This is a genomic window from Mycobacterium sp. URHB0021, from assembly GCF_054057895.1.
The window spans coordinates 3,594,253-3,618,083 of sequence record NZ_JBSRZT010000002.1; the positions used below are offsets into that span (position 1 = coordinate 3,594,253).

Genomic DNA, 23,831 nt, shown 5'->3' on the forward strand with positions numbered 1-23,831 from the left:
TTTGGGACGCCCCCCTGACCTATCCCGTTATCGTTGTTGGGGGCGCCCGGGTGGCTGGAACCCCGGTCGGACGGGCGGTCGGCCCATACCCCTCCGGCGAGTGGAACAGACACGGCTGCCGCAGCCGCCGCGGTGAGAACCAGTTTCTTGAGCATGTGTGGTTCTCCTATCGATGACCGCGAGCTTCGACTACTCACAGCACCGATCCTCGGGCGCGCCGAGGGAACCGCATGCAGTAGTCGACTACGGCACTTGGTCGGGGGGTACCGCAACGACTACTGCGAACGGCGGTGGGGTGACTGACACGTATGGGCGTCGGTGGTCGGCCGACGAGTCCACCCGCTCGGCAATCGGTGCGGTGATCACGGAGCGGATGGACCCGGTCGGAATTACACGTCGTAGTACAACGCGATCTCGTAGGGATGCGGACGGATCTGCACCGGCAGGATCTCGTTCTCGCGCTTGAAGGAGATCCACGTCTCGATCAGGTCCTCGGTGAACACGCCTCCCTCGGTGAGGTACTCGTGATCTTCCTCGAGGCGGTCGATCACCGCCCCAAGCGAGGTGGGCGCCTGCGGGATGCTGGCCGCCTCGTCCGGCGGCAACTCGTAGAGGTCCTTGTCCACCGGGGCCTGGGGCTCCATCTTCTTCTTGATCCCGTCCAGACCGGCCATCATCATCGCCGCGAATGCCAGGTACGGGTTGCCCGAGCTGTCGGGGCAGCGGAACTCCAGCCGCTTGGCCTTCGGGTTGTTGCCCGTGATCGGGATGCGGACACATGCCGACCGGTTGCGCTGGCTGTACACCAGGTTGATCGGGGCCTCGTAGCCCGGCACCAGCCGCTTGTAGGAGTTCACCGTCGGGTTGGTGAACGCCAGCAGCGACGGGGCGTGGTGCAGGATTCCGCCGATGTAGTGACGCGCCGTGTCCGACAGGCCGGCGTAGCCGGACTCGTCATGGAACAGCGGCTGGCCGTCCTTCCACAGCGACTGGTGGGCGTGCATGCCCGACCCGTTGTCACCGAAGAGCGGCTTGGGCATGAAGGTCACGGTTTTGCCCGCCTGCCACGCGGTGTTCTTGATGATGTACTTGAACAGCACCAGGTCGTCGGCGGCGTGCAGCAGGGTGTTGAACTTGTAGTTGATTTCGGCCTGACCGGCGGTGCCCACTTCGTGGTGACCGCGCTCTAGGACGAAGCCGGCATTCTGCAGGTTGGTGCACATCTGGTCGCGCAGGTCGACGTAGTGGTCATACGGCGCGACGGGGAAGTAGCCGCCCTTGGGCCGGACCTTGTAGCCGCGGTTGGGGCTGCCGTCGGCCTCGAACTGCTCGCCGGTGTTCCACCAGCCGGCTTCAGAGTCGATCTCGTAGAACGTGCCGTTCATTTTCGAGTCGAAGCTGACCGAGTCGAAGATGTAGAACTCGGCCTCCGCGCCGAAGAAGCAGGTGTCCGCGATCCCGGTGCTGGCCAGGTAATTCTCCGCTTTTCGAGCCACGTTGCGCGGGTCGCGCGAGTAGGCCTCACGGGTGAACGGATCGTGCACGAAGAAGTTCAGGTTCAGTGTCTTGGCTTCGCGGAACGGATCGATGCGCGCCGTTTCGGGATCGGGCAGCAGCATCATGTCCGACTCGTGGATGGACTGGAAGCCGCGCACCGACGAGCCGTCAAACGCCAATCCGTCCTCGAAGACGCTGTCGTCGAACGCCGCCGCTGGGATCGAGAAGTGCTGGACGACGCCAGGGAGATCGCAGAACCGGATGTCGACGTATTCGACTTCCTCGTCCTTGATCTGCTTCATGACGTCGTCGGCCGTCTTGTCTGCCACTGGGAACTCTCCTTGTGTCTTGTTAACCCGCGGGATGACGCTATGGACACGATGTTGCGCGGCAGTCAACCGCATGTTGCGCCGAAGTTACGCAATTTCGCGCTCACGACCCTCGACCGGCTCCGAATGGAGCCCGCATATCCTGTCAGTATGGCCCGCACTGCGGGATCGTGGATGTCGGGGTCGGACCCCGGCAGCGATCTCGGACCCCATGACTATCCCGGCGAACGGCTTGGGTTGCCCAAGACGGGCTCGGGATCCATCGCCCGCTTCGGCAGGCGCATCGCCGCGCTACTCATCGACTGGTTCATCGCCTACGGACTGGTGGGGCTGGCTGTGCCGTTCGGCCTCATCAGCCAACAGGACTTCCTCTACACCCGACTGGGGTCGACGGCCATCGCGGTCGTGTGGATCGTCCTGGGCATCGTCTCGGTCCGGCTGTTCGGCTTCACACCCGGCCAACTGGCGCTGGGACTGCGAGTCGCATCCATTGACTACCGCATGCATGTCGGAATCGGCCGGGCCACCGTGCGCGGGTTGCTGGTGTTTCTCGTGATTCCGGCGTTGTTCACCGACCGCGATCTGCGTGGTTATCAGGACCGGTTCACGAATACCGCGGTGGTGCGGCGCTGAGCCCGATCACTTCCTGCGGACGGTGCGCTGCACGCCGCGCATCTTCGCGGCCGACGGCATCGGTCCCTTGGGCATCGCCGCCGGGCCGACCTTGGTGCCCAGCGCGGCCAGCCGGGATTCCAGCGCGTCCATCTGCTTGACCGTGATGTTCGCCGGCAACTTGGTGAGGTGCTTTTCCAGCTTGGCCAGCGGCACCTCGCCCTCGCCATTGCCGACGACAACGTCGTAGATCGGGGTGTCGCCGATCAGGCGTGCGGTGCGCTTCTTCTCCTGCGCGAGGAGGGGCTTGACCCGCGCCGCCGACCCTTCGCCGACGAAGATGACACCCGGACGACCGATCACCCGGTGCACCGCATCGAAGTGGCCGGTCGCCGCGACACCAGGGGTGACCCGCCACTTGCCGCGCAGATTATCCAGCGCCCAGGCGGCCGCGCCGGTCTGCCCGTCGGCCTTGCGATAGACCGACTTCTGCGCCCGCCTGCCGAAGATGATGAAGGCGACCAGCGCGCCGAGCACCACGCCGAGCGGGATCATCATGTATCCGGTGAAGCCGCCCGCGATGATTCCGACAGCCACCGCGACGGCCACGATCAGGATGAACGCGCCGATCATGTACGGCAGCAGCCGCTTGTCCTCTTTGCGCTGCATCTGGAACGCCTGCCACAGTTGGCTGCGGCGCTGCTTGGAGGCCGCCTTGCGGGCGGCTTTGGCCTCGGCCTTGGCTGCCTTCGTGGCCGCGGGATTGCGGGATTTAGCCATTTGTTCAGGATACTTAGTCTGATGTCGCCGCCGCTGCGGCTCCCGAAGGACGCGACGCCGCCGCTCGGGTATACAGCCTGCCGGCCCGATAGGACGAACGAACCAGCGGTCCGGCCAGCACCCCGGCGAATCCAAGGGACTGCGCAAACCGCTCGTGCTCGACGAACTCCTCCGGATGCACCCACCGCTCCACCGGGTGATGACGCACCGAGGGGCGCAGGTACTGGGTGATCGTGACGATGTCGCAGCCCGCCGCGTGCAGGTCGGTCAGCGCGGTTCGCACCTCGTCGGGCGTCTCACCCATACCGAGGATCAGGTTGCTCTTGGTGACCAGGCCGTAGTCACGGGCCGCGGTGAGCACTCCGAGGCTTCGCTCGTAGCGAAACGCAGGTCGGATGCGCTTGAAGATTCGCGGGACCGTTTCGACGTTGTGCGCCAACACTTCTGGGCGAGACTCGAAGACCTGCTCGAGCAACTCGGGTTCGGCATTGAAATCCGGGATCAGCAACTCGACGCCGGTGTTCGGATTCAGTTTCTTGATCGCCCGCACGGTCTGGGCGTACAGCCACGCTCCGCCGTCGGGAAGGTCGTCGCGTGCCACACCGGTGACGGTGGAGTAGCGAAGGCCCATTGCCTGGACGCTCTCCGCGACCCGCCGCGGCTCGTCGCGGTCCAGCTCGGCCGGTTTGCCGGTGTCGATCTGGCAGAAATCGCAGCGGCGGGTGCACTGTTCGCCACCGATCAGGAAGGTGGCCTCGCGGTCCTCCCAGCATTCGTAGATGTTGGGGCAGCCGGCTTCCTCGCACACGGTGTGCAGGCCCTCGCGACGCACCAGCGCCTTGAGTTCCTGGTACTCGGGGCCCATCTTCGCGCGGGTCTTGATCCAGGGCGGCTTGCGCTCGATCGGCGTCTCGGCGTTACGAACCTCGAGACGCAGCAGCTTTCGGCCTTCGGGAGCGACTGTCACTGTGTCAAGGCTACTACCAGCCGACCGTCGAGCGCGTCACACACCGCCTCGGTGACCGGCGCCAGCACGTCCTTCACGCCCACCGGGCGGCCGAGTTCGGCGGTCAGCGACGTGACGCCGGCATCGGAGATACCGCACGGCACGATCGAGGAGAACGCGGTCAGGTCGCAGTCGCAGTTCAGCGCGAAGCCGTGCAGCGTCGTGGCGCGCGACACCCGGATGCCGATCGCGGCGACCTTGCGCGCGGGCCGCCCTCTGCCGGGCGGCACCCACACGCCGGAGCGACCCTCGACGCGGGCCGCCTCCAGGCCTAAGTCCGCACAGACCTTGATCAGTGATTCTTCAAGGCGCCGAACGAAATTCACCACATCAAGCGGCTCGGCCAGTCCGACGATCGGATATCCGACCAGCTGTCCGGGGCCGTGCCAGGTGATCTTGCCGCCACGGTCGGTGTCGACCACGGGCGTGCCATCGAGCGGCCGCTCGTGGGGTTTGGTGCGCTTGCCCGCGGTGTAGACCGACGGATGCTCCAGCAGGAGCAGGGTGTCCGGACCGCCGGCGACGCGGGCATCGGCCAGGTCGCGCTGCAACTGCCAGGCGTCCCGGTAATCGACCGTGCCGAGCCGCCTCACCTCGATCGCGGTGGTGGCGGACCGGATGGATACCTCCATGTCGCCGACCGTACCCGCCTACATGTCTTTCGGCGCAGTCGAGTAGGACAGCGCCTCGCCGATGGTGTTGTGGTGGAAGGTGAAGCCCTCCCGCTCCAGCATGGCCGGGATGGCTCGTTGGCCGCTGAGCAGGCCTTCGTCGGCGAACTCGCCGAGGACGGTGCGCAGCGCGAACCCAGGCACGCTCATCGGCGTCGGGCGGTTCACCGCGCGGCCCAGCGCCGCGGTGAACTCGGCGTTGGTCACCGGCGCCGGACCCGTGAAGTTCACCGGGCCGGACAGCTCGGTGTGCGAGATCGCGAACAGCAGCGCCCGCACCTCGTCCTCGAGGCTGATCCACGGCAGGTACTGACGGCCGTTGCCCAGCCTCGCGCCCAGCCCCAAGGCGAACATCGGCTTGATGCGGGCCAGCATGCCGCCCGACGGCGCCATCACCACGCCGGTGCGCACCATCACGACCCTGGCGCCGTCCCGGCCGGCAGGCGAGGTGGCCGCTTCCCAGTCCTGGCATAGCTGCGCCAGGAAGTCCTCCCCGGGGGGCGCGGTTTCGTCGACGGTGCGGCCACCGGTGTCCCCGTAGTAGCCGACCGCGCTGGCGTTGATCAACACCGGAACCCCGGCCTCGACCACCGCCGCGGACAGCACCTCGGTCGGCCCGATCCGGCTGTCGCGCAAGCTCTGTTTGAAGGCTCCCGACCACCGCTTGGCGCCGACGCTGGCACCGCACAGGTTCACCACGGCATCCACGCCCTGCAGCGCAGCGGAATCGAACTCGCCGGTGTCGGGGTTCCAGAACACCTCGTCGGCACTGGAGGGTGCCCGGCGAACGATCCGCACCACCCGGTGGTCCGCGGAACGCAACGCCGACACCAACGCCGAACCGATCAGCCCAGAGGACCCCGCGATCGCGACGACGGCGGCGGCCACTGGCTCAGAGTCCCAGATCGGCCTCGAACGCAGCCTCTTCGAGCCGGCGCTTGACGGTGGTCAAGAAGCGTCCCGCGTCCGCGCCGTCGATGAGCCGGTGGTCGTAGGTCAGCGGCAGGTAGGCCACTGAACGAACACCGATCGACTCGTTGCCGGATTCGTCGACGATCACCCGTGGCCGCTTGACGATCGCGCCGGTGCCCAGCATCGCCGCCTGCGGCGGCACCAGGATCGGGGTGTCGAAGAGCGCGCCCTGGCTGCCGATGTTGGTGATGGTGAACGTGCCGCCGGACAACTCGTCGGGCTTGAGGTTGCCCGACCGGGCGCGTGCCGCGATGTCGGCGATGGCCCGCGCCAGACCGGCCAGCGACAGATCACCGGCGTTGTGCACCACCGGCGAGAGCAGGCCCTGCTCGGTGTCGACGGCGAAGCCGAGGTGCTCGGCGTCGTAGTAGGTGATCTCCTTGGAATCCTCGTTGTAGCTGGCGTTGACGTTCGGATGTGTCTTCAGCGCATCGATCACCGCGACGGCAAAGAACGGCAGGAACGTCAGGTTGACGCCCTCTCGCTCGGCGAAGCTCGCCTTCGCCCTGGCCCGCAGCGCCACGATCTTCGTCAGGTCGACCTCGTGGGTCTGCGTCAGTTGCGCTGTGGTCTGCAGAGATTCGCGGGTCTTCTTGGCGGTGATCTGACGGATCCGGTTGACCTTCTGGGTGGTGCCGCGCAGGTGTGCCAGCGCCGGTGCGGGCGTCGGCGCCGCCGCTGCAGGCGACTTCGCGGGGGCCGCCGCCGGCGCCGCGGCCGGGGCCTTGTTCGACTCTGCCGCCGCGAGCACGTCCTGCTTGCGGATGCGCCCACCGACGCCGGTGCCCTTGACCGACGCGAGGTCGACGTTGTTCTCCGTCGCCAGCTTTCGCACCAACGGGGTGACATACGGGCTGCCGTCGGTGGCACCGCCCGATGGCGCCTCGGCCGCGGGAGCGGCTTGTGGCTTGGGTTCGGGCTTGGGCTCCGACTTGGGCTCGGGCTCGGGCTCGGGCTTTGTTTCTGGTTCGGGTTGCGGCTCCGGCTTCGGGGCGGGCCTCTTTTCGGGCGCTTTTTGGGTCTCCGCTGCGTCCCGGGCTGAATCCTTCGCTGAATCTCCCGCGCCGGCCTCGCCGATCTTGCCCAGTTCGCCGCCGACGGGAACGGTGTCATCCTCCTCGGCGGTGATGGAGAGAAGCGTTCCGGCCACCGGCGAGGGAATTTCGGTGTCGACCTTGTCGGTGGACACCTCGACCAGCGGCTCGTCCACCTCGACGCTGTCGCCCACCTTCTTCAGCCACCGCGTCACGGTGCCCTCGGTGACGGACTCACCCAGTTCGGGCATCTTGACCGGCGTCGACGAGCCCGACGACTGCGCGGCCGGCTTGGACTCGGCCTCAGGCTCTGTGGGCGCCTCTTCTTCTTCGGCGGCCGGTTCTGGTTGGGCAGCAGGCTCTTCGGCGGGCTTCTCCTCTGCTGCGTCGCCGGTATCACCGGCGTCTTCGGTGTCGCCCCCCTCCTCGCCCGCCTCGCCGATCACCGCGAGCTCACCGCCGACCTCGACGGTGTCGTCCTCCTGGGCGACGATCTTCTTCAGCACGCCCGCCGCGGGTGAGGGAATCTCGGTGTCGACCTTGTCCGTGGAGACCTCGAGCAGTGGCTCATCCTGTTCGACCGTGTCGCCCTCTTGCTTCAGCCAGCGGGTGACAGTGCCCTCAGTGACGCTCTCACCAAGTGCGGGCATCTGAACAGAGATGGCCATAGGTATCGACTCCCTCGCTCCCTTGAACGGTCAGTCACGTAGTACCGGTCCGAATGTCGGATGCCATCCTTTCACGTCTGCTCGCGCGCCTCGCCGCAGACCTGCGGACTCGCGCCTCTGGCACTATCGAAGGAGGTGATTGAAGGGAGTACGGCCGGCGTGGGACTGTTCGATAAGTTTCGCGGCCGCGGTTCGGCGCGCAAAGCGGCCGGCCACGATCCGGCCGCCGATCTGGCCTACCTCCGCCAGTGGGTCGCCCAGCACACCGGCGTAGAGGCGTTCGTCGAACCGAAGACCACGGTCACCGAGGTCACCGTCGTACTGGTGGCCGCCGACGGCGAGTGGACCCGCCGCAGGGCCGGGGGAGACGCCGGCGCCCGGCGGCTGAACGAACGGCTCCAGATTCCGGTCTACGACGTGCAGAAGGTCGGTTATCCGCAGCGCATGCGCGACTACGACGAGCGGAAGCGGATCGAGCGCAGGCGCGCCGCCCGCGAGGAACTCGAGGAGCGCTGAGGTTACTACCGGCACTCGGGTATTGACTACTCACAGTCACAGTAATCGGAGGCCTGATGGCAGTGTTTGGTGAGAAGGCCGGCGTGCCGGCGCAGCGGTTCGTCGACAGCGGCGACGGGGTTCGGCTCGCCGTGTACGAGCAGGGCAATCCCGACGGCCCGACGCTGGTACTCGTGCACGGGTGGCCGAACTCACATGTGATGTGGGACGGCGTCGTTCCGCTGCTGGCCGACCGGTTCCGGATCGTCAGCTACGACAACCGCGGTGCGGGCGGGTCATCGGTGCCCACGCCCGTAAAGGCCTACATCATGCCGCGGTTCGCCGACGACTTCGAAGCGGTGATCACCGCGTTGAGCCCCGCCGATCCGGTCCACGTGCTGGCCCACGACTGGGGTTCGGTCGGGGTCTGGGAGTACCTGGCGCGAGCCGGCGCCGCCGACCGGATCGCGTCGTTCACCTCGGTGTCGGGACCGAGCGCCGATCACTACGGTGCGCTCATCCGGGAGCGCCTGGCCCGCCCGTATCGGCCGGTCCAGTTCCTTCGCGGCATGGCACTGGCATCGAGGCTGTCGTACTGGATTCCGTTCTCGATCCCGCTGCTGACGCCCGCCTTGATGCGGTCCGGCCTCGGGCGGTGGATCCAGCACGCCTACGCGCGTGGCGCTCGCCGCGACCAGATTCACTACGGCGACATCAACGCCGATGCAGCGAACGGGCTGAAGATCTACCGCGCCAACGGGTTACGATCCGGTGCGGTCGTCAGGCGCGATCATCACGTCAGTGTGCCGGTGCAGCTGATCGTCAACACCGACGATCCGGTGATCATGCCGTACGGATACGACTTCGAATCGCGGTGGGTGCCGCGGCTGTGGCGCCGCGACGTCCGGGCCGGCCACTGGTCGCCGTTCTCGCATCCACAGGTGCTGGCGCAATCGGTACGCGAACTCGTCGACTTCCTCGGCGGACAGCCGGCCAGTCGAGGTCTCTTGCGGGCGCAGGTCGGCCGCCCGCGCGAATACTTCAGCGACACTCTGGTTTCGGTCACCGGAGCGGGAAGCGGCATCGGGCGCGAAACCGCGCTGGCCTTCGCCCGTGAGGGTGCCGAGGTGGTGATCAGCGACATCGACGAAGCGGGCGTGAAGGACACCGCAGCCCAGGTCGCCGCGCGTGGCGGAGTCGCGCACGCGTACACCCTCGATGTCGCCGACGCCGAGGCGGTCGAACGGTTCGCCGACGAGATCTGCGCCGAGCACGGGGTGCCGGACGTCGTGGTGAACAACGCCGGAGTGGGACAGGCCGGCTTCTTCCTGGACACCCCCGCCGAAGAGTTCGACCGGGTGCTCGACGTCAACTTCGGCGGCGTCGTGAACGGCTGCCGGTCGTTCGGCCGCCGCCTCGTCGAGCGCGGTACCGGTGGCCACATCGTCAACGTGGCCTCGATGGCGGCATACGCGCCGGTCAATTCGATGAACGCGTACTGCACGTCCAAGGCCGCCGTCTACATGTTCTCGGATTGTCTGCGGGCGGAACTCGACACCGCCGGAATCGGTCTGACGACCGTCTGTCCCGGGGTGATCGACACCGACATCGTCAACACCGCGCGGTTCCACGGACCCGTCGGCAGGCAGGACGAGATGGAGGGACGGCGCAAGCTGGCCCAGAAGGCGTTCGCAGCGCGCCGCTACGGCCCTGACAAGGTCGCCAAGGCGATCGTGTCAGCGGTGAAGAAGAACAAGCCGATCCGGCCGGTCGCCCCTGAGGCGTACTTCGTCTACGGGGCGGCGCACCTGCTGCCGCCGGCCATGCGCAGCAGCGCGCGTGGAGGAAACATTCTCTAGCCGTTCATTGCGATGTCCTCGAGAACCGCGAACATGGTGCGAGTCGGCACGCCGGTGCCCCCCTTGCCGGTGTATCCCCACGGTCCGCCGGAGTTGTATGCCGGGCCGGCGACGTCGATGTGGGCCCAGGCCACGCCGTCGGCGACGAACTCGCGCAGGTAGGTGCCGGCCACCAGCATGCCGGCGAACCGCGAACCGCTCACGTTGGCCAGATCGGCCACCGGCGACTTGAGGTCGTCCTTGAGTTCCTCGGGCAACGGCATCGCCCAGCCGTTCTCACCCACGGCCTGCGACAGTTCGGCGACCCGGTCACGGAACTCGTCGCTGCCCATCACCCCGGGCGTGCGGGCACCCAGCGCGACGGTCTGCGCACCGGTCAGCGTCGACGTCTCGATCAGGTAGTCCGGACCGTCTTCGCAGGCCCGCACGATCGCATCGGCCAAGATCAGCCGGCCCTCGGCGTCGGTGTTGAGTACCTCGACGGTGATGCCGCCGTATTGGGTCAGCACGTCGCCGGGACGCTGCGCCGTCGCCGACGGCATGTTCTCGGCCATCGGCACGGTGGCGATCACGTCGATGGGCAGCTTCTGTTCGGCGGCCAGCACGACGGTGGCGATGACCGCCGCCGCCCCGCCCATATCGGAGGTCATGTGGTGCATGTTGGCGGCCGGTTTGATGGAGATGCCGCCGGTGTCGAAGGTGATGCCCTTGCCGACCAGCGCGACCTTCTTGGCCTTCTTGTTCTTCCCCCCGCGGTGGGTGAGCCGCACCAGTCGCGGCGGCCGCGACGAGCCCTTGCCCACGCCGATCACGCCGCCGTAGCCCCCCTTGGCGAGCGCCTTGTCATCGAGCACCTCGACTTCGAGGCCCGCCGCCTCGCCCAAAGCCCTTGCGCGCTTGGCGAATTCATCGGGGAACAGGTGGCTCGGCGGGGTGTTGACCAGATCCCGGGCGGTGGCCACCGCGGTGGCGATCGCGGCGGCCCGGGCCGCTTCCGCCTTGGTCTTCGTCTTCGTATCGGCCGTCAGGACGGTGATGGCGCGCAGTCCCGTGTCCTTGGGGGCGGTCTTCTCGCTGCGAAAATCGGTGAACCGGTACGCGCCGAGGATCAGCCCCTCGATCGTGGCGGACAGGTCCAGGCCCGAGAGGGTGGTGAGAACAGTGTCGGTGCCGTTCAGCGATCGCGCGGCCACCCCTGCGGCGCGGCGGATCGTATCGGCCGTCCACGTGTCGCGACTCTTGCCGAGTCCGACGGTGAGCACGCTGGAGACGGGCAGCGACGGGGCGAGCACCCTGGTCAGTTGGTCGGCCCCGCCCTTGGCGCCGAGTGCCTTGAGCGCGACGTCGATCTCACCCGTCGCCTCGGCGTCGAGGAAGGGATTGGCGACCACTGTCGCGGTCGAATCGTCGTCGTCACCGCTGACCACCGGGACGATCAACACGGCGTCCTCGGCACGTTTCGGCAGTGTGCCGGCGACGGTGACGCTGGGGGCCTGATAACCGGGTTTTGCTGGGCTCACGAGTGTTCACCCTAGTACTCGGGGGCCGCCGCACAGGTCATAGGCCGTCACCGGGGAGTCGAAACCCTTGAGCGTCAACGGTTCCTGGATGGCCGACAGGTCGGTGCGAGCTCATCGCGGAGGTCGGACCCGGCCAGGATCTGACCGGGCGCCGCGGCCGCGGCCAGCCGGGCGGCGTGGTTGACCGCAGGTGTTCGGCCAGGGCACCGCGACTCTGACCAGCACTTCCGGTGTCGAGGTCACCCACACCACCTCGTCGCCAATGAACTGACCACGCGGTCACCGTTGGTGTGCTCCACATCGGCGACGACAGGTCCGCGAACCCGATCCACACATCACGCTCGCGTGGAGTCCCGGATGACATCCTCGAAGTACTTCGGGCGCTTGCGATGTGGTGTCGGATGTCGGCTTGCCCGACGCGAACCACCGTCGAGCCGGCCTCGGCCAGCCGGGCCATCGTCGCGCCGAGTACCCGCAACTTGCGCTGGCGGTATACCGGACCACCTGCGCAAGTGTGCCGGCAGCGCCGTCGGATTAGGGTGGTTCGGCGTGAGCGAAACACAGGCGAGCGAAATCCAGCACGGCCCCCTCGAAGACCGTCATCGGCGACTGGGCGCGAGTTTCGCCGAGTTCTCCGGCTGGCTGATGCCCGTCTCCTACGCCGGCACGGTGAGTGAGCACACCGCGACCCGCAATGCGGTCGGGCTCTTCGACGTCAGCCACCTCGGCAAGGCCTCGGTGCGCGGGCCGGGCGCCGCCGAGTACGTCAATTCGGCCCTGACCAACGACCTCTGTCGCATCGGGCCGGGCAAGGCGCAATACACGTTGTGCTGCACCGATTCCGGTGGCGTCATCGACGACCTGATCGCCTACTACGTCTCCGACGACGAGATCTTCCTGGTGCCCAACGCCGCGAACACACCTGCGGTCGTCGCGGCGCTGGCCGAGCGCGCACCCGCGGGGCTGACCGTCACCGACGAGCATCGCTCGTATGCGGTGCTGGCGGTGCAGGGGCCCAAGTCGGCCGAGGTCGTCGGCGGGCTGGGACTGCCGACAGACATGGACTACATGGGCTACGAGGATGCCGAACTGCGCGGTGCCGGTGTTCGGGTGTGCCGCACTGGTTACACCGGCGAACACGGCTACGAGCTGCTGCCGTCGTGGGATCAAGCGCCGGTGGTGTTCGACGCGCTGGTCGAGGCCGTCGGCTCCGCCGGCGGCGCACTCGCGGGTCTCGGCGCTCGCGACACGCTGCGCACCGAGATGGGCTACCCGTTGCACGGTCACGAGCTTTCTCTGGAGATCTCGCCCCTGCAGGCGCGGTGCGGCTGGGCCATCGGCTGGAAGAAGGACGCGTTCTGGGGCCGCGAGGCCCTTCTCGCTGAGAAGGAGGCCGGGCCCCGGCGGCTTCTGCGCGGTCTGCGCGCGGTCGGTCGCGGTGTGCTTCGACCCGACCTGACCGTGCTCGACGGCGACACCCCGATCGGGGTGACGACATCGGGAACCTTCTCTCCGAGCCTGAAAGCCGGTATCGCGCTTGCGCTTCTGGACACCGGCCACCAGGTGGCCGACGGCCGGACGGTCTCGGTCGACGTACGGGGCCGAGCAGTGGAGTGCGAGGTGGTGGCTCCGCCGTTTGTCCAGGCGCGGACGCGCTAAGGGCCCGTTCGGAGAGGAGAAAACGCGGTGCGGCCGGTTATACAATCGCCTCATGACGGACGGCCCCCTCGAGTTCACGGTTGAGCGCAGTGCGAACCCGGCGACCGATGAGGTACGGGCCGATATCCTGGCAAATCCCGGATTCGGCCGGTTCCACACCGATCACATGGTGTCGATCGACTACGTCTCGGGTACGGGCTGGCACGACGCGCGGGTGATTCCGTACGGGCCGATCGAGCTGGATCCGTCGGCGATCGTCCTGCACTATGCGCAGGAAGTTTTCGAGGGGCTCAAGGCCTATCGGTGGGCGGACGGCTCGATCGTGTCGTTCCGCCCCGAGGCCAACGCCGCCCGGCTGCGCTCGTCGGCTCGCCGGATCGCCATCCCCGAACTGCCCGAAGAAGCGTTCCTCGAATCTCTTCGGCAACTGATCGCCGTCGATGAACGCTGGGTGCCCCCCGCGGGCGGGGAGGAGTCGCTGTATCTGCGGCCCTTCATCGTCGCCACCGAACCCGGCCTCGGTGTGCGGCCGGCTTCGGAGTACCGCTACCTGGTGATCGGCTCGCCCGCCGGCGCATATTTCCCGCGCGGCATCAAGCCCGTCAGCGTCTGGCTGTCTCACGAATACGTGCGTGCCTCGCCGGGCGGAACCGGCGCGGCCAAGTTCGGCGGAAATTACGCCGCGTCGCTGCTGGCGCAGGCCGAGGCCGCCGACAACGGATGCGATCAGGTGGTGTGGCTGGATGCCATCGAGCGCCGTTACGTCGAAGAGATGGGCGGTATGAACCTGTTCTTCGTGTTCGGCAGCGGCGGAACGGCGCGCCTGGTCACCCCGGAGCTGTCGGGATCACTGCTGCCTGGAATCACTCGGAATTCCTTGCTGCAGTTGGCAATTGATGCCGGCTTCGCCGTCGAAGAGCGCAAGATCGACGTCGACGAATGGCAGAAGAAGTCCGCGGCCGGTGAGATCACCGAGGTGTTCGCCTGCGGCACGGCCGCCGTGATCACCCCGGTGTCTCACGTCAAGTACGCCGAGGGCGGGTTCGCCATCGCCGACGGTGAGCCGGGTGAGATCACGATGGCGTTGCGCGACACGTTGACCGGAATCCAGCGCGGGATGTTCGCCGACACCCACGGCTGGATGACCCGGCTGTTCTGAACGGCTAGCGGATCGCCAGACCCACCGCGGCCACCGTCGTCGTCACCTCGATCGCAGCTCCCAGCACATCGCCGGTGATGCCGCCGAACCGCCGCGCACAGTGCCCGACCAGCGCCGCGCTCGCTGCCAGGGCAACCGCCACGGCCACCGGTCCCTGCCACGGCCGCGGGCCCGCGAAGACGGCCAGCATGGCGACTGCGACGATCCACGCCGCCACCACGGCAACCGGCTGGGTGGCGGCCACCCGCGACCCGAGCGAGCTGCCCTCGGCGGCGGGCACCGACCGGCGGCACGCCAGCACCGCGGCCACCCGGCCCGCGGTCACGGCGGCGATCAGGGCGATGACGCCGAGCTGCGCGTACGCGAACGACTGCGCAAGGAGCAGCATCACCACGGTCGCCACCCCGAACGGCCCGGCGCGGCCGTCACGCATCACCTCCAGCGCCCGCCGCGGCGGGCCGTAGCAGCCCAGCCCGTCCGCGGTGTCGGCCAGCCCGTCGATGTGAAGGCCGCGGGTGGCGATCAGCAGAATCGCCACCGTCAGCACACCCGCCAGCGGGCTGGCGGGGCCGAACGCCCACGACGATGCGCACAGCACCGCGGCAGCCAGGGCGCCGAGCGCGACACCGACCACGGGCAGGGCGCTCAGGGCGCCGCGGCCCACAACAGCGGTCCGCCCGTCAGGCGTCGGAAGAATGGTGGCGAACGCGAAAGCCCCTGCCAGCGAACGTATCACGACGAGGCGGGCTCACCGTCGCTGACGCTGGCCTCGTCGAAGGTGGCCATCGACGCCAGCACGGCGACCGCGGCCCGGACGATCGGCAGCGCGACGGCGGCGCCGGTGCCCTCACCGAGGCGCATCCGCATGTCGACGATCGGCTCCAGGTCGAGCCACTGCAGCGCCAGCATATGGGCCGGTTCGGTGGATCGGTGTCCCGCTTGCCACCACGCCCTGGCCCCCGGCGCCAACCGTTCAGCCACGAGCGCCGATGCCGCCACCACCACACCGTCCAGGATTACCGGTGTGCGGCGCACCGCGGCCTGTGCGAGGAAGCCGGCCATCGCGGCCAGATCCGCGCCACCGCAAATACGTAGCAGCGCAACCGGATCCGCGGACACGCTGCGAGCGCGGTAGAGCGCGTCGCGGATGGCGGCGGTCTTGCGCGCCCACGCCACATCGTCGATTCCGGTGCCGCGGCCGACCACCGCCACTGGTTCCGCTTCGGTCAGTGCGGCGATCAGTGTCGTTGCGGCAGTGGTGTTCCCGATTCCCATATCGCCGGCGATCAGCAGGTCCGCGCCGGAATCGGCTTCTTCGTCGGCGATGTGCCGGCCGGCCTCGATCGCGGCCTCCGTCTGCTCGGGAGTCAGGGCGTCTTCGACCGCGATGTTGCCGCTACCGCGACGCACCTTGTAGGCACCGATTCGCTCCGAGAGCGGCCGTTCGACGTCCACCGCGATGTCGACCACCCGCATGCTCGCCCCGGCCAACTCGGCAAGCACATTGATGGCCGCGCCGCCCGCCTCGAAGTTCGCGACCATCTGCCCGGTGACCTCAGGGGGATACGCCGAGACGCCCGCCGAGGCGACACCGTGGTCGCCGGCGAACACCACCACGCGCGGCCGGGTGAACTGCTGCGGCGGGCAGGTGCCCTGGCAGGATGCCACCCACACCGACAGGTCCTCCAGCCGGCCGAGGGCACCGCGCGGTTTGGTCAGCCGGTCCTGACGGGCGCGTGCCGCGGCGGCGGCCCCGGGATCCGGCGCATCGACGGCGGGGAAGGGGGGAGATTCGGTCACCGCGCGGCCTCCTTCACCACCAGCGGCTGCCCGGCGATCACCAGGACCACCCCGTCGCAGACCCGGGCCAACTGCTGGTTGAGCGTGCCCAATTCATCGGCGAACCGGCGACCGGATTCGGTCGCGGGCACGACGGTCAATCCGACCTCCGGGCTGACCAGCGCAAGCGGGGACCCGAACGATTCGACAGCGTCGATCAGCTCGTCGACGTCGGTGCGGACCGACCCGCCACTCCAGCCGTCGCGGCGGTCCAGCGCGGCGGTCAACCATCCGCCCACATCGTCGACCATCGTCGCCGTGGCGGTATCCGACCGCAATTGCGTTGCCACATCGGCGGTTTCGATAGTCGACCAATGCGGCGGTCGACGACTGCGATGCGCGGCGACGCGCGCCGACCAATCGGTGTCATCACCCGGAACCGCACCGGTGGCGAGATAGCGCACCGGCTGAGCCTCGCCGGCAGACTCGGCGATGACCGCCTCCGCGTATTGAGATTTACCCGACCGGATGCCGCCGAGCACGAGGACCCGCACCGGCGGCTCAGGCTCCGTCAACGGACACTGTCACCGCGGTTCACCTGCGGCCGCGGCGCGCGCATCCGCCGCAACTGCGAGGCGCGGCTGGCTGCGTAGAAGCCCAGTTTCCAGCTGCTTTCGGTGTTGTCCGGGAACTTCTCGTCGACCCACCGGTTCACCTTGCGGCCCACGATGAAGCCGTCGATCACCATGATCAGCACCAGCACCAGCATCGCGGGTGACAGCAACCGCTGCAGCTGGACCGAGGGCACCGCCAGCATGATGAAGATCAGCCCCAGCGCGGCGGGCATGAACAGGCCGAGCAGGTTTCGCCGGGAATCCACGATGTCGCGGACGTACCGGCGCAGCGGGCCCTTGTCGCGCGGCAGCAGATAGGCGTCCTCACCGGCCATCATCCTTTCCCGGCGCTCGGACGTGTCGGCGCGCCGGGCGAGGCGCTCGGTCTTGCGTTCGGCGCGGCTGAGCTTCGGGCCGCCGATTTCCTTGCGCCGGCGGCGCGCCTCGGCGGCGGTCATCGGTGCCGGCGCGACGGGGCCCCGCTTCCGGGTGGCCTCGCTGCGCTTGGGAGTCGGCCGGCCCTTGGGGGCGGTTTTGCCGGTCCCGTCCTGGACCGCCTCCTCGGGCGCGGCCGAGTCGGCGCCATCCTCCGAGTTGTCCTTTTTGCGGCCAAGCAGCTTCACGCCTGCCAGATTACTTCCGCCGCGCATCCGCCCGGACATGCACCGCACGATTCGGGGCGATAGTCTGCCGTCGTGCGGGTTTTGATCGCGCCGGATTGCTACGGCGACAGCGTGACGGCCGTGCAGGCGGCGGAGGCGATCGCGAGCGGTTGACGCGCCGGTGCCGGCGGCATCGTCGTCGGGGCTCGGCGGCAGCAGCTGCACCGACGGGGCAGGGGCATGATCGAGGAACTGGCCGCGGACGCGAAGGGCACACCAGGTGCCAAATTGAGCGCAGGCCGCGAGCTGGTGGCCGGTGCCGAGTTGGTCGCCGCCACGGATGTCGAGCACCCGCTGCTCGGGCCGATGGGCGCGGCGGCCGTGTTCGGGCCGCAGAGGGGTGCCGATCGCGACACGGTGCGCATCCTCGAGCAGCGGCTGGCCGCCTGGGCGGTCGAACTCGACGATGCGGCGGGTCGCGTGATCAGCGCCCTCCCAGCGGGGGCCGGCACACGCCGGACCCCCGTGCTGGTGCCTGCGGGCCAGGTCGCGCTCGACGAATCGATGCTGCTGGCGGCAGGCATCACGGCCACGTACTCGATCGCCGACCACGCCGGCTCGAGCGGGCTGGCCATCGACGACGCGGCAAACCAGCTGCCCAGGTCACGGCGGCGAGCTGGGGATAGGTCGGGAATAGCCCCGGAACAAGGTACCGTTGATGGAGTGGACATGTGCCCATCAGGGGGTCCACCCACGTACATGCACTCAGGAGAAGCAATGACTGTTCAGGACGAGTCGGCGACCACCACCGCCACCCACGGCGTGATCCTGACCGACGCCGCCGCCACGAAGGCGAAGGCGCTGCTGGACCAGGAAGGTCGCGACGACCTCTCGCTGCGCATCGCGGTTCAGCCGGGCGGATGCGCCGGCCTGCGCTACAACCTGTTCTTCGACGACCGGTCCCTCGACGGCGATCTGGTGGCGGAGTTCGGTGGGGTCGCACTGACCGTCGACCGGATGAGCGCGCCGTACGTCCAGGGCGCCACCGTCGACTTCGTCGACACCATCGAGAAGCAGGGCTTCACGATCGACAATCCGAACGCCACCGGATCGTGCGCCTGCGGCGACTCGTTCAACTGAGTCGTATCGGCCTTCAGTACTGACCGGTCGACCGCGGCAGGTACGAACACACGAGGATCTCGTTGTCCTGCGAGAGCAGCTGGGCAATGGCTTGTTCCTCGCCGCTCGGCTGCTGGGTCCGGCTCGAACCGCTGGCCGGTGCCACCTTCATGGTGAACAGCACCTGCGCCTGATTCGGTGACCACAGCACCATCTTGTCGATCGACGTCACCTCGACGTGGCTGTACTGCTTGCGGAAGGCGTCGCTGCTCAAACTGGCCAGCGCGAGATCGGACCGGCGCTCCTTGACGGCGTCGTACAAGCCGCACAGCGTATGACGCGCGACCGTTTCGTCATCACCCTTGGACAGCGCGTCCAGGTACTGCTGAATGGCCGCCTTGGCCGACGTCTCGGTGAACGTGCCGCCGCCGCCCGACTTGTCGTTCCCCGCGGCGAGCACGATCACGGTCACCAGCGCGGCCACCACCGCGACCGCCACGACCACCGCGGCGACGATGCGCCCCCGGCGCTTCTTCGGATACGGCACGGGCGGCGGCAACATTCCGGGATAGGCCGACGGTACCGACGGGATGTTGTCGGGGTAGGGCTGCGCCGGATACTGGGGATACATTTGCGGGCCAAGCGGTCCGGCGCCGTATTCGGGCGGGTACGGACCGGCCATTTATTTGCTCCCCCAAGATGTGTGTACGAAAACACCTATCTACAGTGACCGGGCGGGCACTTGTAGGCAGGTTAGCGCACCAGCGGCGGTGTCCCGGGCCGAGGCGAGCCGAGAACGGCGCACCCTGGTTTGAGTACGATTCTCTAGACGGCTTAATAAATGGAGGGTGACGTTTCGTGACCATTGCGGTGACCGGATCAATTGCGACCGACCATCTCATGCGCTTTCCCGGGCGGTTCTCCGAACAGCTGTTGGCCGATCATCTGCAGAAGGTGTCCCTGAGCTTCCTGGTCGACGATCTGGTCGTGCATCGCGGTGGCGTGGCGGGCAACATGGCGTATGCGATCGGCGTGCTCGGCGGTGACGTCGCGCTGGTGGGTGCCGCCGGGCAGGACTTCGACGACTATCGGAAATGGCTGCAATCAGCAGGCGTGAACACCGACACCGTGCTCATCTCCGAAAGCGCATACACCGCACGATTCGTCTGCACCACCGACGAGGCGATGGCGCAGATCGCGTCGTTCTATCCGGGCGCCATGTCGGAGGCCCGCGACATCTCGCTGGCCGATGTCGTAAAGCAGGTCGGCACACCGGAACTGGTGATCGTCGGTGCCAATGACCCGGAGGCGATGTTCCTGCACACCGAGGAGTGCCGCAAGCTCGGTCTGGCGTTCGCAGCGGACCCGTCCCAGCAGCTTGCCCGCCTGTCGGGCGAGGAGATCCGCCGGCTGATCGACGGCGCCACCTACCTGTTCACAAACGACTACGAATGGGATCTGCTGCTGCAGAAATCGGGCTGGACCGAGGCCGAGGTGATGAGCCAGATCGGTCTGCGTGTCACCACACTGGGCCCCAAGGGCGTCGACCTGGTCAGCGCGGACGGCGCCGTGATCCATGTCGACGTCGTCCCGGAGAAGCATCAGGCCGACCCGACCGGCATCGGCGACGCGTTCCGGGCCGGGTTTCTCACCGGCCGCAGCGCCGGCCTCGACCTGGAGCGGTCGGCGCAGCTGGCGTCGCTGGTGGCCGTGCTGGTATTCGAGGCGCCTGGCCCGCAGGAGTGGACCTGGGACCGCGAGGAGGCGGTGCACCGGCTGAGCGACGCCTATGGCGCCGAAGCCGGAACCGAAATCGCCGCGGCACTCAACTAGCTCACAGCTGCACCGGGTAGTGCGGCTCGCTGATCTGCGGCGCGATGCTGCGCTCGACGAAGATCGCGTGCCACAGCATGAAGATCAGCACCGTCCACAGTCTGCGGCTGTGGTCGGTTGTGCCCCTGCGGTGTTCTTCGAGCATCGTTCGTACGCCTGCAAGGTCCACCAGCTCGCCCGCGCCGGACGAGCCCGCCATCCCATAGGCCCAGTCCAGTAGTTCGCCGGACCGCAGCCAGTGCCGGATCGGCACCGGGAAGCCCAGCTTGGGCCGGTTGAGCACATGGGCGGGCACGATCGGCTCGAGCGCCCGCCGCAACGCGAATTTTGTGGTGGTCCTGGTGATCTTCTGGTCGTAAGGAAGGCGGGAAGCGACGGCGAAAACCTCCGGGTCCAGGAACGGGACCCGCAGTTCCAGCGAGTTGGCCATGGTCATCTTGTCGGCCTTGACGAGGATGTCGCCACGCAGCCACGTGAACAGGTCGACGTGCTGCATGCGCGCGACGGGGTCCCAATCCGTCGACGAGGCGTACACCGGCGCGGTGACGTCGGTGTGGGTCCACTCAGGGCGGAACCCGGGCAGCACAGCTCGTAGCTGTGCATCGGAGAAGCTGCGGGCATTGCCGTAGTAGCGCTCCTCGAGTGTCAGCGATCCGCGATGCAGCAGACTCTTGCCCCGCATGCCCTCGGGCAAGGGCGCCGAGATCCGGCCCACCGACTTGCGCAGCCGTCGGGGCAGATACTCAAAAGGCCGCAGCGACAAGGGTTCTCGGTAGATCGTGTAGCCGCCGAACAGCTCATCGGCACCCTCGCCCGAAAGCACCACCTTGACGTGTTTGCGGGCTTCCCTGGCGATGAAGAACAGCGGCACCAGAGCGGGGTCGGCGACGGGTTCGTCGAGATACCAAACGATTTGGGGCAGCGCCGCCACGAACTCGGCCTGACTGACCACCTTGGTGACGTGTCGCGCGCCGATCGCCTCCGCCGAGGCCACCGCGACGTCGACCTCCGAGAATCCCTCGCGCTCGAACCCGGTGGTGAAGGTGATCAGCCGCGGGTTGTGCCGCATGGCCAGCGCGGCGATCGCGGTGGAGTCGATGCCGCCGGAGAGGAAGGCGCCCACGGTGACGTCGGCGCGCATGTGCTTGGCCACCGAATCCTCCAGCACCGCGGTGATCTCGTCATAGCGGCTCTGCTCGCGGCCCGCAACGAAGGGCACAGCCGCGAATCGCGGGGTGAAATAACGGCTGACTTCGGGTGACCGTCCGGGGCGGACCGTGGCGTAGCTGCCGGATTCCAGCCGCCGGATGCCGCGGTGCAGGGTCTCGGGTTCGGGCACGTACTGAAGCACCGTGTAGTGCTGGACGGCGCGCCCGTCGACACCGACATCGATGCCCAACGTGTCGGCGAGGTCGAGCAGGCACTTCTTCTCGCTGCCCACCGCCGTGCCGCCTGCCCCGGTGGCCATGAACAACGGCTTGATCCCGAATGGATCGCGCGCGCAGAACAGTTCGTGCTCGACGGTGTCCCACAGCGCGAATGCGAACATCCCCCGGAGTCGGGTCAGCGCGCCGGTTCCCCAGTGGTGGTAGGCCGCGATAATGGCCTCACCGTCGCCGTCGGTGGCGAAAACGGCCCCGTGTTCGGCCGCCAGTTCCTCGCGCAGTTCCAGGTAGTTGTAGATCTCGCCGTTGAACACCAACACGTAGCGGTCGGGCGAGGAGGCCGGACCCCAGCGCAGCGGCTGATGGCTGTGGGCGATGTCGATGATCGACAACCGGTTGAACCCAAGGACGACGTGCGGGTCAGCGGTGTCGTCGGACCACGTTCCGGGCTCGTCCGGCCCGCGGTGACGCATCAGGTGCGACGCGCCGGCGACCGCGTCGACGAGGGCAGGGGAGCTGTCCGCGGACGGGTCGGTAAGCAGGGCAAGCAGTCCGCACACCGCGCCAGTATGCCTAATGGCGCAGGTGTGTCGAGACCGGCACCCGAGGGTGGTCTACGCTGCGTAGTATTCGCCTAGCATTTCCGACTTCTAGGAGGCTCAACGTGACACCTCGCGGGCTCAGGGTGTTGGCGTTGTCAGTCGTCCTGGGTGGCACTGCCGTGCTGCTCAGCGGCTGCAGCTGGTCGGAGGTGCTCGGCCTGGGCTGGCCCAACGGCATCACGCCCGAAGCGCACCTGAACCGCGAGCTGTGGATCGGTTCGGTGATCGCCTCGCTGGTTGTCGGCGCCATCGTGTGGGGACTGATCTTCTGGTCCTCGGCGTTTCATCGGCACAAGAAGGGCGACACCGAACTGCCCCGCCAGTTCGGCTACAACATGCCCCTGGAGCTGGTGCTGACCGTCGTGCCGTTCCTGATCATCTCGGTGCTCTTCTACTTCACCGTGGTGGTGCAGGAGAAGATGCTGCACAAGGACCCCAACCCCGAAGTGGTCATCGACGTCACCGCGTTCCAGTGGAACTGGAAGTTCGGTTACCAGAAGATCAATTTCACCGACGGCACCTTCAGCTACGACGGCGCCGACAATGACCGCAAAGCGGCGATGGGGTCCAAGCCCGAAGGGGTCGACAGCCACGGCGAGGAGCTTGTCGGCGCGGTTCGCGGGCTCAACCCCGAAGACCGCCGGTATCTGAACTTCGACAAGGTCGAGACGCTCGGATCCTCCACCGAGATCCCGATCCTGGTCGTGCCGTCGGGCAAGCGCATCGAGTTCCAGATCGCCTCGGCCGACGTGGTCCACGGGTTCTGGGTGCCGCAGTTCCTGTTCAAGCGTGACGTGATGCCCGACCCGCAGGCCAACCACTCGGACAACGTCTTCCAAGTCTCCGAGATCAACAAGACCGGCGCGTTCGTCGGCCGCTGCACGGAGATGTGCGGCACCTACCACTCGATGATGAACTTCGAGCTGCGCGTGGTCGAGCCCAACGACTTCAAGGCGTATCTGCAGCAGCGGATCTCCGGCAAGACCAACGCCGAGGCGCTGCGGGGCATCAACCAGCCACCGACCGCCGTCACCACTCATCCGTTCGACACCCGCCGCGGCGAGCAGGCACCCGGGGCATCTCAGGCGAGCAAGTAGGGGACACCGCATGCACATCGAAGCCAGGCTGTTCGAATTCCTCACCGCGTTCTTCGTGCTGGCCGCCGTCGTGTACGCGGTGCTGACGGCGATGTTCGCCAACGGTGGCGTCGAGTGGGCCGGCGTGACCGCGCTGGTCATGACCTCGGGCCTGACACTGATCACCGGTACGTTCTTCCGGTTCGTCGCCCGGCGGCTCGACACCCGGCCCGAGGACTACGAGGACGCCGAGATCAGCGACGGCGCCGGCGAGCTGGGCTTCTACAGCCCGCACAGCTGGTGGCCGTTGTTCATCGCGTTGTCGGCATCGGTCACCGCCGTCGGCGTCGCGCTGTGGCTACCATGGCTGATCGCGGCGGGCGCGTGCTTCGTCCTCTCGACGGCGGCCGGGCTGGTGTTCGAGTACTACATGGGCCCCGAGAAGCACTGAGCCTCAACAAGGTCACAATCCGGACAACAGTTCGTCCAGTGACCCTGCTGTGAGATTCGTTCGGGTCATTCGGTTGGGTAGTGTTGCCGAGGCACGGACAGCCAGCTTG

General features: G+C 67.6%; 22 protein-coding genes and 2 pseudogenes. 10 read left to right on the forward strand and 14 right to left on the reverse strand.

Annotation, left to right across the window (positions count from 1 at the left end; all coding sequences use genetic code 11):
- Nucleotides 1-389: 389 nt before the first annotated feature.
- On the reverse strand, nt 390-1,826 hold the full coding sequence (gene glnA, locus ACVWWN_RS19890; RefSeq protein ID WP_457145377.1) for a type I glutamate--ammonia ligase: 1,437 nt from the start codon (nt 1,824-1,826) through the stop codon (nt 390-392).
- 150 nt (nt 1,827-1,976) lie between these two features.
- Here glnA and ACVWWN_RS19895 point away from each other — a divergent pair, with 150 nt between their 5' ends.
- Nucleotides 1,977-2,459 carry an RDD family protein gene (locus ACVWWN_RS19895; protein ID WP_457145378.1) on the forward strand — a complete coding sequence of 161 codons (483 nt, stop codon included), beginning with the start codon at nt 1,977-1,979 and terminating at the stop codon, nt 2,457-2,459.
- Between the two features lie 6 nt (nt 2,460-2,465).
- Here the strand turns inward: ACVWWN_RS19895 and ACVWWN_RS19900 are convergent, their stop codons facing one another.
- Genes ACVWWN_RS19900 through sucB form a run of 5 tightly spaced genes read right to left on the reverse strand, consistent with a single transcriptional unit; the run spans nt 2,466 to nt 7,569 of the window.
- Complete coding sequence (locus ACVWWN_RS19900) at nt 2,466-3,218, reverse strand: DUF4191 domain-containing protein (RefSeq protein WP_457145379.1); 753 nt, start codon at nt 3,216-3,218, stop codon at nt 2,466-2,468.
- Nucleotides 3,219-3,231: 13 nt separating this feature from the next.
- The gene (gene lipA / locus ACVWWN_RS19905) at nt 3,232-4,185 is read right to left on the reverse strand and encodes a lipoyl synthase (protein ID WP_457145380.1); all 954 of its coding nucleotides are present in this window, start codon (nt 4,183-4,185) and stop codon (nt 3,232-3,234) included.
- Nucleotides 4,182-4,856 carry a lipoyl(octanoyl) transferase LipB gene (lipB, locus tag ACVWWN_RS19910; protein WP_457145381.1) on the reverse strand — a complete coding sequence of 225 codons (675 nt, stop codon included), beginning with the start codon at nt 4,854-4,856 and terminating at the stop codon, nt 4,182-4,184. Before lipB ends, lipA begins: the two co-directional genes overlap by 4 nt.
- A gap of 18 nt (nt 4,857-4,874) precedes the next feature.
- Entirely contained in the window at nt 4,875-5,783 is a 909-nt protein-coding gene (locus ACVWWN_RS19915; protein ID WP_457145382.1) for a TIGR01777 family oxidoreductase, read from the reverse strand.
- A gap of 4 nt (nt 5,784-5,787) precedes the next feature.
- The gene (gene sucB, locus ACVWWN_RS19920) at nt 5,788-7,569 is read right to left on the reverse strand and encodes a 2-oxoglutarate dehydrogenase, E2 component, dihydrolipoamide succinyltransferase (RefSeq protein ID WP_457145383.1); all 1,782 of its coding nucleotides are present in this window, start codon (nt 7,567-7,569) and stop codon (nt 5,788-5,790) included.
- Nucleotides 7,570-7,728: 159 nt separating this feature from the next.
- Between sucB and ACVWWN_RS19925 the strand changes: the two genes are divergently transcribed.
- Together ACVWWN_RS19925 and ACVWWN_RS19930 are read left to right on the forward strand one after the other, a co-directional pair.
- Entirely contained in the window at nt 7,729-8,085 is a 357-nt protein-coding gene (locus tag ACVWWN_RS19925) for an oxidoreductase (protein WP_457145384.1), read from the forward strand.
- A 56-nt stretch (nt 8,086-8,141) separates the two neighbouring features.
- The gene (locus tag ACVWWN_RS19930; protein WP_457145385.1) at nt 8,142-9,923 is read left to right on the forward strand and encodes an SDR family oxidoreductase; all 1,782 of its coding nucleotides are present in this window, start codon (nt 8,142-8,144) and stop codon (nt 9,921-9,923) included.
- Here the strand turns inward: ACVWWN_RS19930 and ACVWWN_RS19935 are convergent.
- Together ACVWWN_RS19935 and ACVWWN_RS19940 are read right to left on the reverse strand one after the other, a co-directional pair.
- Complete coding sequence (locus ACVWWN_RS19935; protein WP_457145386.1) at nt 9,920-11,443, reverse strand: leucyl aminopeptidase; 1,524 nt, start codon at nt 11,441-11,443, stop codon at nt 9,920-9,922. The two genes, ACVWWN_RS19930 and ACVWWN_RS19935, sit on opposite strands and share 4 nt — an antisense overlap.
- A gap of 6 nt (nt 11,444-11,449) precedes the next feature.
- Nucleotides 11,450-11,751 (reverse strand): annotated as a pseudogene (locus tag ACVWWN_RS19940) (adenylate/guanylate cyclase domain-containing protein); the annotation flags it as partial.
- A gap of 241 nt (nt 11,752-11,992) precedes the next feature.
- On the opposite strand from ACVWWN_RS19940, the gene gcvT reads away from it, so the two are divergent.
- Entirely contained in the window at nt 11,993-13,102 is a 1,110-nt protein-coding gene (gene gcvT / locus ACVWWN_RS19945; protein ID WP_457145387.1) for a glycine cleavage system aminomethyltransferase GcvT, read from the forward strand.
- A gap of 52 nt (nt 13,103-13,154) precedes the next feature.
- Nucleotides 13,155-14,261: a branched-chain amino acid aminotransferase gene (locus ACVWWN_RS19950; protein ID WP_457145388.1), complete on the forward strand. Its 1,107-nt coding sequence runs from the start codon at nt 13,155-13,157 to the stop codon at nt 14,259-14,261.
- Between the two features lie 4 nt (nt 14,262-14,265).
- On the opposite strand, the gene ACVWWN_RS19955 is transcribed toward ACVWWN_RS19950, so the two are convergent.
- Genes ACVWWN_RS19955 through ACVWWN_RS19970 form a run of 4 tightly spaced genes read right to left on the reverse strand, consistent with a single transcriptional unit; the run spans nt 14,266 to nt 17,277 of the window.
- The gene (locus tag ACVWWN_RS19955; protein ID WP_457145389.1) at nt 14,266-14,997 is read right to left on the reverse strand and encodes an adenosylcobinamide-GDP ribazoletransferase; all 732 of its coding nucleotides are present in this window, start codon (nt 14,995-14,997) and stop codon (nt 14,266-14,268) included.
- Complete coding sequence (gene cobT / locus ACVWWN_RS19960; RefSeq protein WP_457145390.1) at nt 14,994-16,061, reverse strand: nicotinate-nucleotide--dimethylbenzimidazole phosphoribosyltransferase; 1,068 nt, start codon at nt 16,059-16,061, stop codon at nt 14,994-14,996. The genes ACVWWN_RS19955 and cobT overlap by 4 nt, the downstream gene beginning before the upstream one ends.
- On the reverse strand, nt 16,058-16,594 hold the full coding sequence (locus tag ACVWWN_RS19965; protein ID WP_457149196.1) for a bifunctional adenosylcobinamide kinase/adenosylcobinamide-phosphate guanylyltransferase: 537 nt from the start codon (nt 16,592-16,594) through the stop codon (nt 16,058-16,060). The genes cobT and ACVWWN_RS19965 overlap by 4 nt, the downstream gene beginning before the upstream one ends.
- Nucleotides 16,595-16,611: 17 nt before the next feature.
- On the reverse strand, nt 16,612-17,277 hold the full coding sequence (locus ACVWWN_RS19970) for a DUF3043 domain-containing protein (protein ID WP_457149197.1): 666 nt from the start codon (nt 17,275-17,277) through the stop codon (nt 16,612-16,614).
- A gap of 219 nt (nt 17,278-17,496) precedes the next feature.
- Between ACVWWN_RS19970 and ACVWWN_RS19975 the strand changes: the two are divergent.
- Nucleotides 17,497-17,703 (forward strand): annotated as a pseudogene (locus ACVWWN_RS19975) (glycerate kinase); the annotation flags it as partial.
- A gap of 330 nt (nt 17,704-18,033) precedes the next feature.
- Nucleotides 18,034-18,396 (forward strand): iron-sulfur cluster assembly accessory protein, encoded by a 363-nt coding sequence (locus ACVWWN_RS19980; RefSeq protein WP_457149198.1) that lies wholly within the window; start codon nt 18,034-18,036, stop codon nt 18,394-18,396.
- Between the two features lie 13 nt (nt 18,397-18,409).
- On the opposite strand, the gene ACVWWN_RS19985 is transcribed toward ACVWWN_RS19980, so the two are convergent.
- The gene (locus ACVWWN_RS19985) at nt 18,410-19,057 is read right to left on the reverse strand and encodes an Rv0361 family membrane protein (RefSeq protein WP_457145391.1); all 648 of its coding nucleotides are present in this window, start codon (nt 19,055-19,057) and stop codon (nt 18,410-18,412) included.
- A gap of 176 nt (nt 19,058-19,233) precedes the next feature.
- Here ACVWWN_RS19985 and ACVWWN_RS19990 point away from each other — a divergent pair, with 176 nt between their 5' ends.
- Nucleotides 19,234-20,208, forward strand: a complete 975-nt coding sequence (locus tag ACVWWN_RS19990; RefSeq protein ID WP_457145392.1) for a carbohydrate kinase family protein — start codon at nt 19,234-19,236, stop codon at nt 20,206-20,208.
- Between the two features lies 1 nt (nt 20,209).
- Here ACVWWN_RS19990 and asnB read toward each other — a convergent pair whose 3' ends face one another.
- Nucleotides 20,210-22,153: an asparagine synthase (glutamine-hydrolyzing) gene (asnB, locus tag ACVWWN_RS19995; protein ID WP_457145393.1), complete on the reverse strand. Its 1,944-nt coding sequence runs from the start codon at nt 22,151-22,153 to the stop codon at nt 20,210-20,212.
- Nucleotides 22,154-22,212: 59 nt separating this feature from the next.
- Here asnB and ctaC point away from each other — a divergent pair, with 59 nt between their 5' ends.
- Nucleotides 22,213-23,292 (forward strand): aa3-type cytochrome oxidase subunit II, encoded by a 1,080-nt coding sequence (gene ctaC / locus ACVWWN_RS20000; protein WP_457149199.1) that lies wholly within the window; start codon nt 22,213-22,215, stop codon nt 23,290-23,292.
- Nucleotides 23,293-23,302: 10 nt separating this feature from the next.
- On the forward strand, nt 23,303-23,722 hold the full coding sequence (locus tag ACVWWN_RS20005; RefSeq protein WP_457145394.1) for a cytochrome c oxidase subunit 4: 420 nt from the start codon (nt 23,303-23,305) through the stop codon (nt 23,720-23,722).
- The last annotated feature ends 109 nt before the right edge of the window (nt 23,723-23,831 follow it).

Excerpts from the sequence above, each read along its gene's own strand:
- lipB (WP_457145381.1), bottom strand. The coding sequence starts at position 4,856 with ATGGAGGTATCCATCCGGTCCGCCACCACCGCGATCGAGGTGAGGCGG.
- ACVWWN_RS20005 (WP_457145394.1), top strand. The coding sequence starts at position 23,303 with ATGCACATCGAAGCCAGGCTGTTCGAATTCCTCACCGCGTTCTTCGTG.
- sucB (WP_457145383.1), bottom strand. The coding sequence starts at position 7,569 with ATGGCCATCTCTGTTCAGATGCCCGCACTTGGTGAGAGCGTCACTGAG.
- ACVWWN_RS19985 (WP_457145391.1), bottom strand. The coding sequence starts at position 19,057 with ATGGCCGGTCCGTACCCGCCCGAATACGGCGCCGGACCGCTTGGCCCG.
- ACVWWN_RS19895 (WP_457145378.1), top strand. The coding sequence starts at position 1,977 with ATGGCCCGCACTGCGGGATCGTGGATGTCGGGGTCGGACCCCGGCAGC.
- ACVWWN_RS19980 (WP_457149198.1), top strand. The coding sequence starts at position 18,034 with ATGACTGTTCAGGACGAGTCGGCGACCACCACCGCCACCCACGGCGTG.
- ACVWWN_RS19900 (WP_457145379.1), bottom strand. The coding sequence starts at position 3,218 with ATGGCTAAATCCCGCAATCCCGCGGCCACGAAGGCAGCCAAGGCCGAG.
- ACVWWN_RS19930 (WP_457145385.1), top strand. The coding sequence starts at position 8,142 with ATGGCAGTGTTTGGTGAGAAGGCCGGCGTGCCGGCGCAGCGGTTCGTC.
- ACVWWN_RS19950 (WP_457145388.1), top strand. The coding sequence starts at position 13,155 with ATGACGGACGGCCCCCTCGAGTTCACGGTTGAGCGCAGTGCGAACCCG.